Annotated in this window: 13 protein-coding genes; 6 read left to right on the top strand and 7 right to left on the bottom strand. The window is 33.9% G+C overall.

The genetic code is table 11. The features are described 5' to 3' along the window. Positions 1-316: 316 nt before the first annotated feature. Together pglS and KA858_RS11055 are read right to left on the bottom strand one after the other, a co-directional pair. Positions 317-1351: a 6-phosphogluconolactonase gene (pglS, locus tag KA858_RS11050; protein WP_107629911.1), complete on the bottom strand. Its 1035-nt coding sequence runs from the start codon at positions 1349-1351 to the stop codon at positions 317-319. Positions 1352-1493: 142 nt separating this feature from the next. After that, the gene (locus tag KA858_RS11055; protein WP_011275337.1) at positions 1494-1667 is read right to left on the bottom strand and encodes a hypothetical protein; all 174 of its coding nucleotides are present in this window, start codon (positions 1665-1667) and stop codon (positions 1494-1496) included. Positions 1668-1996: 329 nt separating this feature from the next. On the opposite strand from KA858_RS11055, the gene KA858_RS11060 reads away from it, so the two are divergent. Further along, a complete protein-coding gene (locus KA858_RS11060; protein ID WP_210135708.1) occupies positions 1997-3037 on the top strand; it encodes a C45 family autoproteolytic acyltransferase/hydrolase in 1041 nt (346 codons plus the stop codon). Positions 3038-3391: 354 nt separating this feature from the next. On the opposite strand, the gene KA858_RS11065 is transcribed toward KA858_RS11060, so the two are convergent. Together KA858_RS11065 and KA858_RS11070 are read right to left on the bottom strand one after the other, a co-directional pair. Next, positions 3392-4732, bottom strand: a complete 1341-nt coding sequence (locus KA858_RS11065) for an Nramp family divalent metal transporter (RefSeq protein ID WP_210135709.1) — start codon at positions 4730-4732, stop codon at positions 3392-3394. Positions 4733-5053: 321 nt separating this feature from the next. Beyond that, a complete protein-coding gene (locus KA858_RS11070; protein WP_210135710.1) occupies positions 5054-5665 on the bottom strand; it encodes a YktB family protein in 612 nt (203 codons plus the stop codon). Positions 5666-5842: 177 nt separating this feature from the next. Here KA858_RS11070 and KA858_RS11075 point away from each other — a divergent pair, with 177 nt between their 5' ends. Then, positions 5843-6658: an inositol monophosphatase family protein gene (locus tag KA858_RS11075; RefSeq protein WP_107629828.1), complete on the top strand. Its 816-nt coding sequence runs from the start codon at positions 5843-5845 to the stop codon at positions 6656-6658. 72 nt (positions 6659-6730) lie between these two features. Here the strand turns inward: KA858_RS11075 and KA858_RS11080 are convergent, their stop codons facing one another. Beyond that, on the bottom strand, positions 6731-6922 hold the full coding sequence (locus KA858_RS11080) for a DUF5325 family protein (protein ID WP_053029152.1): 192 nt from the start codon (positions 6920-6922) through the stop codon (positions 6731-6733). Positions 6923-7019: 97 nt separating this feature from the next. Here KA858_RS11080 and typA point away from each other — a divergent pair, with 97 nt between their 5' ends. Beyond that, positions 7020-8864: a translational GTPase TypA gene (gene typA, locus KA858_RS11085; RefSeq protein WP_016930724.1), complete on the top strand. Its 1845-nt coding sequence runs from the start codon at positions 7020-7022 to the stop codon at positions 8862-8864. A 248-nt stretch (positions 8865-9112) separates the two neighbouring features. On the opposite strand, the gene KA858_RS11090 is transcribed toward typA, so the two are convergent. Then, a complete protein-coding gene (locus KA858_RS11090) occupies positions 9113-9304 on the bottom strand; it encodes a YlaI family protein (protein ID WP_016930723.1) in 192 nt (63 codons plus the stop codon). Between the two features lies 1 nt (position 9305). Continuing rightward, on the bottom strand, positions 9306-9791 hold the full coding sequence (locus KA858_RS11095) for a hypothetical protein (RefSeq protein ID WP_016930722.1): 486 nt from the start codon (positions 9789-9791) through the stop codon (positions 9306-9308). 140 nt (positions 9792-9931) lie between these two features. On the opposite strand from KA858_RS11095, the gene KA858_RS11100 reads away from it, so the two are divergent. The 3 genes from KA858_RS11100 to KA858_RS11110 all read left to right on the top strand — a co-directional run bounded on the left by KA858_RS11100 (position 9932) and on the right by KA858_RS11110 (position 15553). Further along, the gene (locus tag KA858_RS11100) at positions 9932-10210 is read left to right on the top strand and encodes an Fpa/YlaN family protein (RefSeq protein ID WP_016930721.1); all 279 of its coding nucleotides are present in this window, start codon (positions 9932-9934) and stop codon (positions 10208-10210) included. A gap of 318 nt (positions 10211-10528) precedes the next feature. Further along, a complete protein-coding gene (gene ftsW / locus KA858_RS11105; RefSeq protein ID WP_210135711.1) occupies positions 10529-11755 on the top strand; it encodes a cell division peptidoglycan polymerase FtsW in 1227 nt (408 codons plus the stop codon). Positions 11756-12103: 348 nt separating this feature from the next. Then, positions 12104-15553 carry a pyruvate carboxylase gene (locus KA858_RS11110; protein ID WP_210135712.1) on the top strand — a complete coding sequence of 1150 codons (3450 nt, stop codon included), beginning with the start codon at positions 12104-12106 and terminating at the stop codon, positions 15551-15553. Positions 15554-16032 lie beyond the last annotated feature (479 nt).

Below are 16032 nucleotides of genomic sequence, written 5' to 3' on the forward strand. Positions count from 1 at the left end.
ATTTATAAATTCATTCGAAAAAACATATTAAGATTAGCTGTGAAGAAATCTATGACGATAGATTTTTTTCACAGCTATTTTTTATAGTTGTAGAGAGAGTGGGACAGAATTCTTTTAAATTCGTCGTCCACTCCCAGCTTGCTTAGTTTGTAGAATTTCTTAGTGAAATTCTCTTTGTTGGGGCCCCGCCCGCAAGGATGACTAGAACTGAGAAAAGCTTGACTTAAGCGTCTTCTCAGTTCAGTCAACTACTGCGAATTTGCAAATTAGCTTTATTATATTATTTATGTCCCAGCCTCGCTATTGTTATAGTTTATTAAATAAAGCTAACATGTACACCCTCAGGTGCATTGTATTGATTATCTGTTGGCGTTAATTTACCTGTATGTGTATCTCTATTGAATACGGTAATGTCGTAATTTCCTTCTTGATGGGCACATACTAAGTAGTCATCTGATTCAGTTATATTAAAATCTCTAGGAAATTGGTCCCCACTTTTAACAATTTCTACTGGGTTTAGTCCAGCACCATCATCTGTAATCGTGAAAACAGCAATACTATCATGACCGCGATTACTAATATATAGCGATTGTTGATCATGAGATAATCGGACAGCAGCTAGTTTAGTATCTTCATCGAAATCTTCTGGAATCGTTAAATGACGTTCTATTTCTTTAAATTCGCCATCCTCATACTTAGCAACACTTACATAATTAGATAATTCATGAACAATGTATGCATATTCGCCATTATTATGAAAAGCAATGTGTCTAGGACCATCTTGATCTTTAAATTGAGACACTTTATACTCTTTTAAGCCTTCACTACTATATTCATACGTGACAACACGATCAGTACCTAAATCCGTAGCTACAACGTATTTACCGTCAGGTGTTTCATTTAAATAATGGACATGTGAATGCTCTTGGCGTTCGTGACTACCAAGTGGATAGTCGTGGTGCAATTCTTGAATTAACTTAACAATTTCACCTGTATCTTTATTTAATTGATATATTCTAGCAATACCAGCGCCGTACACCGCTTCAAACAAGAAATTATGATCTGTGGATACTGAAATATAACAGCCTGTACCCGCTTCAGATGCTAAGCATTTATTGATTAATGTTAGTGCACCTGAATGGTCTTTTTTAAATGCTGCTACTCCACAATGTGTCCCCTCTTTCGTAATGGCATATAAATAATCGTCGGTTTGTGCAAGGTAGGTTGATGCTTCAATTTCATAACCCGTATTAACAGCACTAATGTGACCATTATCTTCATTTAATTCGAATAAATAAATCCCTTTACCCTCTTTTTTCGTATATGAACCGATATAACCCTTAGTTGTCATCAGTATACCTCCTAAGTTCTAGTTATCTTTATTTTATTAAAAGAAGGGGCACTATGACAATTATTCTTAATCGCTCTAAACCATTCATTAAAAAGAAAAACCAGTAACCTCAAAATTGAAGTTACTGGTACTATTACGCAAATTACGCGTTATTACTTTCAATATCTGAAACAATTTCTTTTGTTTTTCTTTCGATATCTTCAAAGTCTTTTTTGAAGATGTAAGCAAATGCTACAACACCTACACCAACGACTACTGATGTAATAACTACTAAGCTTAATAAGAATTTGAATAAACCTTTAATTAAATCCCACATGTATGTTTCACCTCTAAATAGAAATAAGTATGTTTACAATATTATATATTATCATACTTACTGTTATCATTAAATAGATACCTTTTTTCGTCTTATAATAATCATTAAAAAATAAATTTCAAAAACTTCATAAGTTTTCAATTGTACATTAGTTTAATACATCCACCAAGCTTTTACTTTGTTATATACTTTTAAATAAGCGTCCTGAAACATAGTACCCCTCCTTGTTTTTTAAATTTTTCTTGCTATCATGTTCAGTATAATAATAATTATATTAGTTTTCAATTAATGCTATTTTACAATATTTAGAATTTTCAGGAGGCCTTCTCATGCAACAAGTGAAATCAGATATAATGACGTTTAAAGGATCTCATTATGATTTAGGGGTCAAAACAGCGCTATGGCTAAAACAAACGCCTTTACTAGAAAATCGTGAACGTGAATGGAAAAAACGTATGCCCCGATTTGATATAGATGTTAATGAAACTTATTCAGTTTTTCAAACATATGCACCCCAAATTTGGGAAGAAATTATGGGAATGCAAGAAGTACTGAATCTACCTACAAAACAAATGATATTAAATTTTGCACATTATCGTTTCACAGATTTAAAAGAAAGTGGATGTACTGTATTTCAAGGTAAGGATTTTATGGTCCGCAATTATGATTATCATCCTGCCACATACGATGGGAGATATTTATTATTCCAACCTAATGACGGTGGGCTAGCGCAAATTGGGCCTACGTCTAGAGTGACAGGTCGCATGGATGGTATGAATGAAGCTGGTTTGACGATGGGCTATAACTTTATGCATCGTAAACACCCTGCTAATGGCTTTGTATGTTATATGATTGGACGCCTTGTTTTAGAATATTGCAGAGATGTAGATGAAGCTGTTAAATTCTTAAACGAACTTCCACATAGAAGCTCATTTAGTTATATTTTAATGGACAAAAAGCTTAATCATGCCATCGTTGAAGTAACACCACGTTCATTTGATGTTAGATATGATAAAGTATGTACAAATCATTTCGAAGTCTTAACACATGAGAATCGAAATTACACGAAAGAATCACGTGAACGGTTAGAACGTACTATTTCTCAAACTTCACAATCCCTAGATAAACATACAGCCTTTAAATTATTTAATGATCCGAAGTTCGAAATTTATAGCAAATTATTTAGAAGTTGGTCAGGTACAATACATACTTCAATGTATGAACCACAAAACTTAACCGCTTGGATGACATTAGGTGAAAATCAAGCCCCGACTTCAATTAATTTTCAATCATGGCTTGATGGACATGAACTGGACATTCAGCAATTTAAAGGTCAAATTGATACCGATTTAACTTTCGCTAATTATTAAAAAAGAGGCTGGGAGATAAATAATATAATGAAGCTATTTTGCAAATGCGCAGTAGCTGACTGAACTGAGAAGGCGCTTTAATCAAGCTTTTCTCAGTTCTAGTCACCCTTGCGGAGGTGGGCGGGGCCCCAACACAAAAAATCACGAAAGTGATTTTACAAGCTAAGCAAGTTGGGGTCGGGGTCCCAGCAAAGAGAATTTCATCAAGAAATTCTACAAGCAAAGCAAGGTGGGAGTCGGGGCCCCAGCAAAGAGAATTTCACTAAGAAATTCTAAAAGCAAAGCAAGCTGGGAGTAGACAACGAATTTAAAAAGAATTCTGTCCCACTCCCTTCTTCATTTTGCCGTTTAATTTTATAATTCTTTAAATGTTTCTATAATCAGATAAATATTAAGGAAGCTTAGTATAATGATTAAACTCCAAGCACATATATTTACCCATTTTTTATTTTGAAATGGTCCCATTAATGTTTTATTACTAGTGGCTAATTGTAACGGTATTAATGAGAAGGGTAATGCAATACTTAAGAAGACTTGAGAAAATACGAGCAATTGTTCCATTTTAGATTCGTTACCCCGAAAAATAATAAGACATACTAAAACAGGGATGACGGCTAAACTTCTTGTGATTAGTCGTCTCATCCAATTTGGAATGGATAATTTTAAGAAACCTTCCATCGCTATTTGACCTGCAAGTGTACCAGTGATAGTTGAATTTTGACCAGAAGCTAACAATGCTACTGCGAATAAAGTGCTCATAATACTCCCCATCACAACACCTAAGACAGGTTGCGTTCTTAATGCGTGATATAAATCATAAAAGCCACCTAAATTATTCGAATTGACACCATAAAATAGGGCGGCGCCAAGAACGAGTAATAAACAGTTTACAATAAATGCGATACTTAATTGTATATTAGAATCAATCGTTGCATATTTAATCGCTTGGGCTTTATCAGTAAGGCTGTGACGATTATATTTTCGTGATTGCACGATTGATGAATGCAAATATAAATTATGAGGCATAATCGTAGCGCCAATAATACCTAATGCAATATACAGAATATTATGATCAGTAATAATTTGATGATGAGGAATAAAGCCATTAAGTATTTCAATTGTATTCGGTGATGAGATGAAGACTTCAAATACAAAAATCATAAGTACAGTAAAAATTAATGTACCGACGATTGCTTCAATCTTACGAAAGCCGAACTTCATTATAAAAAGTAACAAAAATACGTCCAAAACTGTAATCAATGCGCCGATGATTAAAGGTATATCGAAAAGTAAATCTAAAGCGATAGCACTTCCAATTACTTCGGCAATATCAGTCGCAATGATTGCAAGCTCAGCGATAATCCAAAATATAATTGCAGTCGGTTTATTTAAATAATGACGTGTCATTTGTGCCAAATCTTTATCAGTTGCGATACCTAAGCGAACAGTCATACTTTGCAATAACATTGCTGACAAACTTGAAATCAAAATGATAAATAGTAAGGTATAACCAAATTGTGCGCCACCTTGCATTGATGTAATCCAATTTCCTGGATCCATATAGCCTACTGCTACAAGTAAGCCTGGACCTAGAAATGCTAAAAATTTTTGACTCGTACGTTGTGTACCATTAAATTCGATTGTGCTATTAATTTCATCTAAACTACGTTGTTCATTGTTGTCTTTTACACCCATGATAAAACTCCTTCAAACTATATGTTTTATAATAATCCAACTTTATTTTTAGGTCAACCTAATAAATTCAAAGTAAAAAATTAAGGGAGTGGGTTAGGACGCTTATCACATTCGTCTTCCCACTCCCAAGTTACTTCGATTATTAAATTGCTTCATATAATGTTTTTTAGTTTCCGCTAGTACGGATGATGAATGTTGAGAAGAGCAATTATTTAAGCATCTTCTCAATTCAGTCAGATACTGCGTCTGTACTACCTAGTTCACTTATTACATACGCTTATATCATAATGACAACAATTAAAATAACGTTAAACGTTGAGTTTATTCATAGAATTTTAAAAATTCATCAAACGTTTCTTTTACGAAAGCTAAAAATGCCTTATCCGATTTTAATTCAACATCATTAGGAGAGAGTGTACGTGAAACAAAAAATTCTCCCTTTTTAACATGTTTCACACGATCAATCGCTTGGTGTAATTCATCATCACTTAAATCTTTAATGTAAGATTTTTCAGGTTTCATATGATCTAAACTTACTTGATAATCTTCAGGTAAATGTTTAAGTGTATCAAAGTGTTTATCAAATACTTTCACACGTTCAGCTTTATCTTTACCTTCATGCATAACGCCAAACATTAAAAATAAATGGTCTTTAAATAAACCAATTTGGAAATGAGGTAGCATCTTATATCCACGTTTATTAGGAGCAAAAGCAACCCACGTATCTACAGGTGGGTTTACACTTCTACGTGCATGTTTTGCAACGTGAGCATAAAAGGTTTCTCCAGTTTGAGAGGTGAAATATTCACTAAAATAATCCCCTAATTGATGAAGTTGTGGACGTATGTACTCATTTAATGCTTCCATTCGAGCATCTAAGCCTTCAACTTCAAACGCTTTGAAATCTTTAGGTTTAAATGTATATTGTGTCATTAGCGTTGCTCCTTTTCAGAAAATAATTTACCGTTATTGTAGCACAGAATGACTGAATCTATCCAAATGATGAATTGAGATTATTTGCGTTTAAACTCATTATAATAAGGTATACAAAGATGTATAGATTATATTGACTAAAATTCTGTATAATAGGAAACAACAGGAGATGATGATATGTCACTATACGAATTTGCTCAAGGTTTGATATTAGAAGCGGGTAATAAAGTAAGATTTATGATGAAAGAAGAACTAAGTATTGAAACGAAGTCAAACCCGAATGATCTAGTTACGAATGTGGATAAAGCAACTGAGAATTATATTTATGATGCCATACTAAGAAATTATCCTGATCATCGTGTAATTGGTGAAGAAGGACATGGTCATAATATGGAAGACGTCAAAGGTGTAGTATGGGTTGTCGATCCAATTGACGGAACGCTCAATTTTGTTCACCAGCAAGAAGGCTTTGCGATATCAATAGGTATCTATCGTGATGGTAAGCCATATGCCGGATTAGTCTATGACGTGATGAAAGATGTCCTCTATCATGCGAAAGTGGGCGAAGGCGCATTTGAGAATAAACATGAATTAAAACCATTAAATGATACGCATTTAAAGCAAAGCTTAATAGGTATTAATCCCAATTGGATTACCAAACCTAAAATGGGGCCAATCTTTTCAGAAATTGTAAATCAAGCAAGAAGTTGTAGAGCATTTGGAAGTGCAGCTTTAGAAATTATAAGTGTTGCTAAGGGACAATTGGCTGCATATATTACGCCAAGGTTGCAACCTTGGGATTTTGCAGGTGGCTTAATTATTTTAAATGAAGTTAATGGCGTTGGAAGTAATTTATTAGGTGAACCACTGACAATAGAAAGTGCTAATTCTGTTCTAGTTGGAAATAAGACGACGCATAATGAAATTTTGGTTGATTATTTAAATCCGAATAACGCCGTTTTAACAGAATTGCATCAACGTTTCAAAAAATAAAAAATGTCTCGGTCAGTCAACTTTGAAAGATGTGCATCTTCCAAATGGTACTACCGAGACATTTTTATTATATTAAAGCCAGTCATTTTCACGGTACTTCTTTTTAAGCGTGAAACCAGCGCCAAAAGTTGCAATGAAAAGTATAAATGTTAAAATCATCATTGGAATACTACCAGCACCAACGCTGAAACTAAAAAGCACTAAAAATATTACTGCTATAATTGATAGCAACCAAAATATACCTTTAGACTTAGGTTTTTCCATCCCATACCCCACCTTTTTGTTATCTTTTACTAATAATATGATATAATAAAAAAGTTGTAATTAAAAGTGGGAGTTTACTCGAGAAAGGAATTATAAAATGACTAATAGAAGAGAAGATGTACGTAATATTGCAATCATTGCGCACGTTGACCATGGTAAAACTACATTAGTAGATGAATTACTTAAACAATCTGGTATTTTCAGAGAGAACGAACATGTTGACGAAAGAGCAATGGACTCTAATGATTTAGAAAGAGAACGTGGTATTACAATTCTTGCTAAAAATACTGCGATTGACTATAAAGGTACAAGAATAAACATCTTAGATACACCTGGACATGCTGACTTTGGTGGCGAAGTAGAACGTATTATGAAAATGGTAGACGGTGTTGTACTTGTTGTCGATGCTTATGAAGGTACAATGCCTCAAACACGTTTTGTGCTTAAAAAAGCACTAGAACAAGACTTAAAACCTGTTGTGGTTGTAAATAAAATTGATAAACCATCAGCAAGACCTGAAGGCGTAGTGGATGAAGTATTAGATTTATTCATCGAGTTAGAAGCAAATGATGAACAATTAGATTTCCCAGTAGTATATGCATCTGCTGTAAATGGTACTGCTAGTCTTGATTCAGAAAAACAAGATGAAAACATGCAGTCTTTATATGAAACAATTATTGATTATGTACCTGCACCAATCGACAATCATGATGAACCGTTACAATTCCAAGTCGCATTATTGGATTATAATGACTACGTAGGACGTATTGGTATCGGACGTGTATTCAGAGGTAAAATGCGCGTAGGTGACAACGTATCGCTTATTAAATTAGATGGAACTGTTAAGAATTTCCGTGTAACTAAAATCTTTGGTTACTTTGGCTTGAAACGTGAAGAAATCGAAGAAGCACAAGCGGGTGATTTAATTGCGGTTTCAGGAATGGAAGATATTAACGTCGGAGAAACAGTGACACCAACTGATCATCAAGAAGCATTACCTGTGTTACGTATTGATGAACCAACACTTGAAATGACATTCAAAGTAAATAATTCACCATTTGCTGGCCGTGAAGGTGACTATGTTACAGCACGTCAAATCCAAGAACGTTTAGATCAACAACTTGAAACAGACGTTTCATTAAAAGTAACACCAACTGATTCTCCAGACACATGGGTAGTTGCAGGACGTGGTGAATTACATTTATCTATCTTAATTGAGAATATGAGACGTGAAGGATTTGAACTTCAAGTATCTAAACCACAAGTTATTTTACGTGAAATTGATGGTGTTCTAAGTGAACCATTTGAACGCGTTCAATGTGAAGTGCCTTCTGAAAATGCAGGATCAGTCATTGAATCTCTAGGTGCACGTAAAGGTGAAATGTTAGATATGTCAACAACTGATAATGGGTTAACACGACTTATCTTTATGGTACCAGCACGTGGTATGATTGGTTATACAACTGAATTTATGTCTATGACTCGTGGATATGGTATTATTAACCATACTTTCGAAGAATTTAGACCTCGTGTTAAAGCACAAATTGGTGGTCGTCGTAATGGTGCATTAATTTCTATGGACCAAGGTCAAGCAACAGCATATGCGATCATCAACTTAGAAGATCGTGGTGTAAACTTCATGGAACCAGGTACGGAAGTTTATGAAGGTATGATTGTTGGTGAACATAACCGTGAAAATGATTTAACAGTAAACATTACTAAAGCAAAACATCAAACAAACGTACGTTCAGCTACTAAAGACCAAACACAAACAATGAACCGTCCAAGAATTCTTACACTTGAAGAAGCGTTAGAATATATTAATGATGATGAATTAGTTGAAGTAACGCCTCAAAGTATTCGTCTAAGAAAGAAAATTTTAAATAAATCATTACGTGAAAAAGAAGCTAAACGTGTGAAACAAATGATGCAAGAAGAATAAGCATCGTTAAAATCTAAAGTATAATTTAGAGTACTTTATGCAAAAACCAGTAAATGTGTACTAAGCATCATTTACTGGTTTTTTAGTTTGTGTATTTTACAGGATGACTAGAACTGAGAAAAGCTTGATTTAAGTGCCTTCTCAGTTCAGTCAGCTACTGCGAATTTGCTAAGTAGCATGATTATATTATTTATGTCCCAGACTGATTTGTTTTGAGAAATAAAAGTTTTTTAATCAATTATAGATAATTACAATCCATCATTTGGATTAAAGTTTACTGTGTGGTGTGTATTCAGACGTTGCTTTGGTCTATCTAGACGACTTTTACAATCATCACACATAAATGTTCTGATTGGATTATTGCGAAGTCGTTTGGCTTCAACCGTATGTTCATCAATTAAAACCTTCGTATCACAAATTATACATTGTACTTCACGCAAATTAGATCACCTCTATATGCGTAACATATTTAAATTCATACGTGTAATCTTTCTCATCTGGGTTATAAACAAAGCTATCTACAGCGTTATCATCATACATTCGTTTACCGTCTTTCGCAAATTGGAAGAACAGATAAGGTAACAAGTCAATTGGCACTTCAATAGCATCATTTTCATTAAATAATTTAATTGCAGTCGCATTGTCTTGCGGTTCTGCATTTTTGAAGAAAGGTGTCATATTGATAGCGAAAGAATCTTCTAATACAGAACGTTTACGATATTTTATCTCTGAATTTAAAGTTGGAGGATTTGTTTGTCCTTCAAGAATGGCTCTGTTCCATTCACGATTATCTTCAAATTTAATAGGTTTCGTTCCTTCAAACACACCGCTTTCAATATCTTCGATCTTTACTTTTCTATCATCGAATATCCAAGTTGTACTATCTAAAGTGATAGGGAACTTGACTAAGCCTTTGATTTGAATCATTTTTTGCCCACTCCCTAATTTCGTTCTAGTCATTATTTTATCACAATTAAATTCATGTATTCACTGAATAAACTTGCTTTTTAAAAAGTAGTAAGATAAACTTTTGATATGAAGATATTTAATGATAGGGGGAGTATGTGATGCCGAAGCAAACGAAAATGAGTAACGTGGCTTATGAGCAATTAAATCAAGATGCTGATAGAATCTTACATTTAATTAAAGTTCAAATGGATAATTTAACTTTACCTTCGTGCCCGTTATATGAAGAAGTTCTCGACACACAAATGTTTGGTTTACAAAAAGAAGTTGACTTTGCGGTTAAACTTGGTTTAGTCAATAAAGAAGACGGCAAAAATTTAATGCTACGTTTAGAAAAAGAATTATCTAAACTTCATGAAGCATTTACTAATGTAAAATAACTATCGATTAAATATATAAGTGAATTTTAATGATTTGCTTTTTCATTTATAAATTGAGTTAATTGTAATATTTACTACATATAAATTATCTCACTATAGTGACTGAAATATTATGTTTATAATATTTTCAGTCATTTTATGTTTTAAGCGCTTTATCAAATTTAAGACTGAAATTGTAGGTTAATTAGATGTATCTCTAATCAGTTTATATTTGTTAAATAATGTGCACAAAGTATATAATAGTTTAGACAGAAATTATGTTTAAACGTAATAGTATTGACCATAGTTTTAAAAATCTAGAATTGGATGATCATTTTTATGAGTAATTTAAAAAATATATTTCGATACATAGGTAGAACTGCTAAGTTCATCGATTATCCATTATTAATTACATACGTTATTTTGTGTCTCTTTGGTTTGATTATGGTATATAGTGCAAGTATGGTTGCAGCAACTAAAGGGACGTTAACAGGTGGACTTGAAGTATCTGGTACGTATTTCTACAATAGACAGCTTATATACGTTATTATGAGTTTTATTGTCGTATTCTTTATCGCTTTTATGCTGAATATTAAAATATTACAACAAGCAAAAACACAGAAGTGGATCATGATAATCATCTTCGTGTTACTATTTTTAACACTTATTGTAGGTAAAAATATTAACGGTTCTAAGAGTTGGATAAATCTTGGATTTATGAACTTACAAGCATCAGAATTGTTGAAAATTGCATTCATATTATATATTTCATATGTGATCAGTCGAAAATTACCACAAGTAAGAGAGAAGATTAAAGTTATCGCTGCGCCACTTGTGTTGATAGTTGTATGTCTATTTTTAGTATTATTACAGGGTGATATAGGACAGACATTGCTCATCATGATAATCATTGTTTCTATGTTTATTTTTGCTGGTATAGGTGTTCAGAAAATAGTCAAAGGCCCCGTCTTACTTATCGTTGGTAGTTTCGTTGGTATTGCTTTACTCTTTGTAGCAAGCGGTATGATGCCACACTATTTGAAAGCCCGTTTTAGTACACTAATGAACCCATTCAGTTCTGAAGCTGGTACAGGTTACCATTTGACCAATTCATTAATGGCAATAGGTAATGGTGGTTTATTTGGACGCGGATTAGGTAATGGTATTATGAAACTTGGCTATTTGCCAGAGGCACATACTGACTTTATTTTCGCAGTCATTTGTGAAGAACTTGGTTTAGTAGGTGGATTATTTGTAATTTGCTTATTATTCTTTATCGTTTATCGCGCTTTCGTATTAGCTACTAAAACGCCATCTTATTTTTATAAATTAATTTGTGTAGGTGTTGCAAGTTATATCGGAAGTCAGACGTTTGTCAATTTAGGTGGTATTTCAGCAACTATCCCATTAACGGGTGTTCCATTACCATTTATAAGTTTTGGAGGTTCATCAATGTTAAGTTTAAGTATTGCAATGGGTCTATTATTGCTAGTTGCCAAACAAATTAAAATGGACGAAAAACGATCTCAAAAAGCTAAGAATCAAAAAATTGGTTTAACTAGATAAAGCTAATAATATAAACGCTACCTTTACATGAACATATAATTAGAGTTCATGTAAAGGTTTTTTACATTTTTATGAAAAAATATTATAAAACGTCGATGTCGGTGGAGTATTATCTATTAAAGTGATAATATAAAGTTATGACTAATGATAATTTTTTCTGATGATACTCTGAGCATGCGTTTCAGAAAAGGGTATATATGCAATACTTATTTTCAAGCATTATTAGTACTTTACTATTTTTTATAACTCACATTTCATAAATAAAGATAGCTTTATTATTTGAGTTAGTATAAAATTTTATTATCTAATTAGTTAGAATATTCAAATTTTAAAAGGGGAGTGCCTTTTTTGAAAAATATAAAAAAATTATTAGTAGCAAACCGTGGCGAAATTGCAATCAGAATATTTAGGGCAGCAACAGAATTAAATATTAAAACCGTGGCAATTTATTCGAACGAAGATAAAAATGCTTTACATAGATATAAAGCTGACGAATCTTATTTAGTGGGCAAAGATTTGGGGCCAGCTGAGAGTTATTTGAACATTGAACGTATCATCGATGTGGCGAAACGAGCTGGTGTGGATGCAATTCATCCTGGTTATGGCTTCTTAAGTGAGAATGAACAATTTGCACATCGTTGTGAAGAAGAAGGTATTAAATTTATTGGTCCACACTTAGAGCATTTGGATATGTTTGGGGATAAAGTTAAAGCGAGAACGACTGCGATTAAAGCTAACTTACCAGTCATTCCTGGTACTGATGGACCAATTGAAAGTTTCGAAGCGGCCAAAGCATTTGCTAAAGATGCTGGTTTTCCTTTAATGATTAAAGCCACTAGTGGTGGTGGTGGTAAAGGGATGCGTATTGTTCGTGAAGAAAGAGAATTGGAGGATGCGTTTCACCGTGCCAAATCTGAAGCGGAAAAATCTTTTGGGAACAGTGACGTTTATATTGAAAGATACATAGACAATCCGAAACATATAGAAGTACAAATTATTGGTGATGAATATGGTAATATTGTGCATTTGTATGAACGTGATTGTTCGGTACAACGTCGTCATCAGAAAGTTGTAGAAGTGGCCCCTTCAGTAGGATTATCTCATGATTTAAGAGAACGAATTTGTGATGCGGCACTACAATTGATGAATAATATCAAATATGTGAATGCGGGTACTGTAGAATTCTTAGTATCAGGCGACGAGTTCTTCTTTATCGAAGTTAATCCTCGTGTACAAGTAGAGCATACAATAACTGAGATGATTACAGGTATAGATATTGTTAAAACTCAAATTTTAGTTGCTAATGGTGCTAATTTGTTTGATGAACGTATTTCTATGCCTCAACAAGAAGACATTCAATCATTAGGTTATGCCATTCAATGTCGTATTACGACTGAGGACCCAACCAATGATTTTATGCCAGATTCAGGTACAATTATCGCATATCGTTCAAGTGGCGGCTTTGGTGTACGATTAGATGCTGGAGATGGCTTCCAAGGTGCAGAGATATCTCCGTATTACGACTCATTGTTAGTTAAATTATCGACACACGCGGTTACGTTTAAACAAGCTGAAGAAAAGATGGAACGTTCACTTCGCGAGATGCGTATCCGTGGTGTGAAAACGAATATTCCGTTTCTAATTAATGTGATGCGAAATGATCAATTCCGCAGTGGAGATTATACAACTAAATTTATCGAACAAACGCCTGAATTATTTAATATTGCACCTACACTTGACCGTGGTACTAAAACACTTGAATATATCGGTAATGTCACAATTAATGGTTTCCCAAATGTTGAAAAGAGACCTAAACCTGATTATGAATCAACAACGATACCTCAAGTGTCTCACAGACAAATTAATTCATTGAATGGTACAAAGCAGTTACTTGATAACGAAGGACCAAGAGCAGTTGCGAATTGGGTTCGTGAACAAAAAGATGTATTGGTAACTGATACTACATTTCGTGATGCACATCAATCGCTTTTAGCAACACGTGTGCGTACTAAAGATATGATGAATATTGCCTCTAAAACAGCTGAAGTATTTAAAGATAGTTTCTCTTTAGAAATGTGGGGAGGCGCAACGTTTGATGTCGCGTATAACTTTTTAAAGGAAAATCCATGGGAACGACTTGAAAGATTACGTAAAGCCATTCCAAATATTTTGTTCCAAATGTTATTACGCGCTTCAAATGCAGTCGGTTATAAAAACTATGCCGATAATGTAATTGAAAAGTTTGTAAAAGAAAGTGCAAATGCAGGCGTAGATGTCTTTCGAATTTTCGATTCATTAAACTGGGTCGACCAAATGAAAGTAGCAAATGAAGCGGTTCAAAAGGCAGGTAAAATTTCTGAAGGTGCAATTTGCTATACGGGAGATATCTTAAATCCTGAACGTTCAAATGTATTCACACTTGAATATTATGTTAATTTAGCTAAAGAATTAGAAAGTGAAGGCTTCCATATCTTAGCAATTAAAGATATGGCTGGATTATTAAAACCTAAAGCAGCATATGAACTTATCGGCGAATTAAAATCAGCGATAAACTTACCAATACATTTACACACTCATGATACGAGTGGAAATGGCCTGCTTATCTATAAAGAAGCGATAGATGCAGGTGTGGATATCATAGATACTGCTGTTGCATCTATGAGTGGTTTGACAAGTCAACCTAGTGCTAATTCACTTTATTATGGACTGAATGGCTTTAATCGTCATTTAAGAGCAGATATTGAAGGCTTAGAAGAACTCAGTCATTATTGGAGTACTGTGCGCCCTTACTATAGTGACTTTGAAAGTGACATTAAATCTCCTAATACTGAAATTTATCAACATGAAATGCCTGGTGGACAATATTCAAATTTAAGTCAACAAGCTAAAAGTTTAGGCTTAGGTGAACGTTTCCACGAGGTCAAAGATATGTATCGTCGTGTGAATTTCTTATTTGGAGATATTGTGAAAGTAACACCATCATCTAAAGTTGTAGGTGATATGGCACTTTATATGGTTCAAAATGATTTGGATGAAGAAACAGTAATCAATGAAGGACATAAGTTAGATTTCCCTGAATCTGTTGTATCTTATTTCAAAGGTGACATCGGTCAACCGGTCAATGGTTTTAATAAAGAGCTCCAAGCGGTCATCCTTAAAGGCCAACAACCATTAACAGAACGTCCAGGTGAATATTTAGCCCCTGTAAATTTTGATGATATAAGACAAGAACTTGAAGCAAAAGCTTATGGTGAAGTGACTGAACAAGATGTTATCAGTTATGTATTGTATCCAAAAGTATTTGATCAATATATTCAAACGAAACAACAATATGGTGACTTATCGTTATTAGATACACCAACGTTCTTCTTCGGTATGCGTAATGGGGAAACAGTTGAAATCGAAATAGATACGGGTAAACGATTGATCATTAAACTTGAAACGATTAGTGAGCCAGATGAAAATGGTTATAGAACGATTTATTATGTGATGAATGGACAAGCGCGTCGTATTTCGATTAAAGATGAAAATATTAAAACAAATACGAACTTAAAACCTAAAGCAGATAAATCAAACCCTAGTCATATCGGTGCTCAAATGCCAGGTTCGGTTACTGAGGTAAAAGTTGCAGTTGGCGATGAAGTAAAAGTTAATCAACCACTACTAATTACAGAAGCGATGAAGATGGAAACGACAATTCAAGCACCGTTCAATGGTATAATCAAACAAGTAACCGTTGTTAGTGGTGATGCAATTGCCACAGGGGATCTATTGATCGAGATTGAAAAAGCAGATTAAATTAAATAGTTGTTTGAAAATAAGACATTTTGACGTTAGAGAACAATTCAATAAATAAAAAAAGTCCGGGACATAATTCCTAGCAAAAATGCCAGTAAATGAGTTTTTTATAAATTCATTTACTGGCTTCTTTATTTACAATACTCCGTATTGTTGGCTCGCTTGCCCAACATGCTTTGCTTGTAGAAACTGATTAACTCAGTTTCTCTATGTTGGGGCCCTTCTTATGCGACAGCTCCAGCCTGTAGTCTTCTAAAGAAATGCTTAGATGCATATTCACTCATTATAGTTGCGACGCTTTCCTGGGGTGCTGTCTCTAAAGCAGTTCTTAAATGGATTTTCATTTCACTTAAGTTCAATAAAAATCCTGCTCCCTCAGGCGTCACACAACGTCACTCGTCATTCATCTTTAGAATTTCTTACATAAGTGCGCTAGCACTTATGTTCATTAATAATCACCTACACTTATGAATTAATGT

This window comes from Staphylococcus sp. GDX8P80P (assembly GCF_017893095.1).
In the GTDB taxonomy this organism is placed as follows: Bacteria; Bacillota; Bacilli; order Staphylococcales; family Staphylococcaceae; genus Staphylococcus; species Staphylococcus borealis.

What these genes read in the sequence shown, in the direction of transcription:
- pglS (WP_107629911.1), bottom strand. Translation starts at nt 1,351, where the DNA reads ATGACAACTAAGGGTTATATCGGTTCATATACGAAAAAAGAGGGTAAA.
- KA858_RS11055 (WP_011275337.1), bottom strand. Translation starts at nt 1,667, where the DNA reads ATGTGGGATTTAATTAAAGGTTTATTCAAATTCTTATTAAGCTTAGTA.
- KA858_RS11060 (WP_210135708.1), top strand. Translation starts at nt 1,997, where the DNA reads ATGCAACAAGTGAAATCAGATATAATGACGTTTAAAGGATCTCATTAT.
- KA858_RS11065 (WP_210135709.1), bottom strand. Translation starts at nt 4,732, where the DNA reads ATGGGTGTAAAAGACAACAATGAACAACGTAGTTTAGATGAAATTAAT.
- KA858_RS11070 (WP_210135710.1), bottom strand. Translation starts at nt 5,665, where the DNA reads ATGACACAATATACATTTAAACCTAAAGATTTCAAAGCGTTTGAAGTT.
- KA858_RS11075 (WP_107629828.1), top strand. Translation starts at nt 5,843, where the DNA reads ATGTCACTATACGAATTTGCTCAAGGTTTGATATTAGAAGCGGGTAAT.
- KA858_RS11080 (WP_053029152.1), bottom strand. Translation starts at nt 6,922, where the DNA reads ATGGAAAAACCTAAGTCTAAAGGTATATTTTGGTTGCTATCAATTATA.
- typA (WP_016930724.1), top strand. Translation starts at nt 7,020, where the DNA reads ATGACTAATAGAAGAGAAGATGTACGTAATATTGCAATCATTGCGCAC.
- KA858_RS11095 (WP_016930722.1), bottom strand. Translation starts at nt 9,791, where the DNA reads ATGATTCAAATCAAAGGCTTAGTCAAGTTCCCTATCACTTTAGATAGT.
- KA858_RS11100 (WP_016930721.1), top strand. Translation starts at nt 9,932, where the DNA reads ATGCCGAAGCAAACGAAAATGAGTAACGTGGCTTATGAGCAATTAAAT.
- ftsW (WP_210135711.1), top strand. Translation starts at nt 10,529, where the DNA reads ATGAGTAATTTAAAAAATATATTTCGATACATAGGTAGAACTGCTAAG.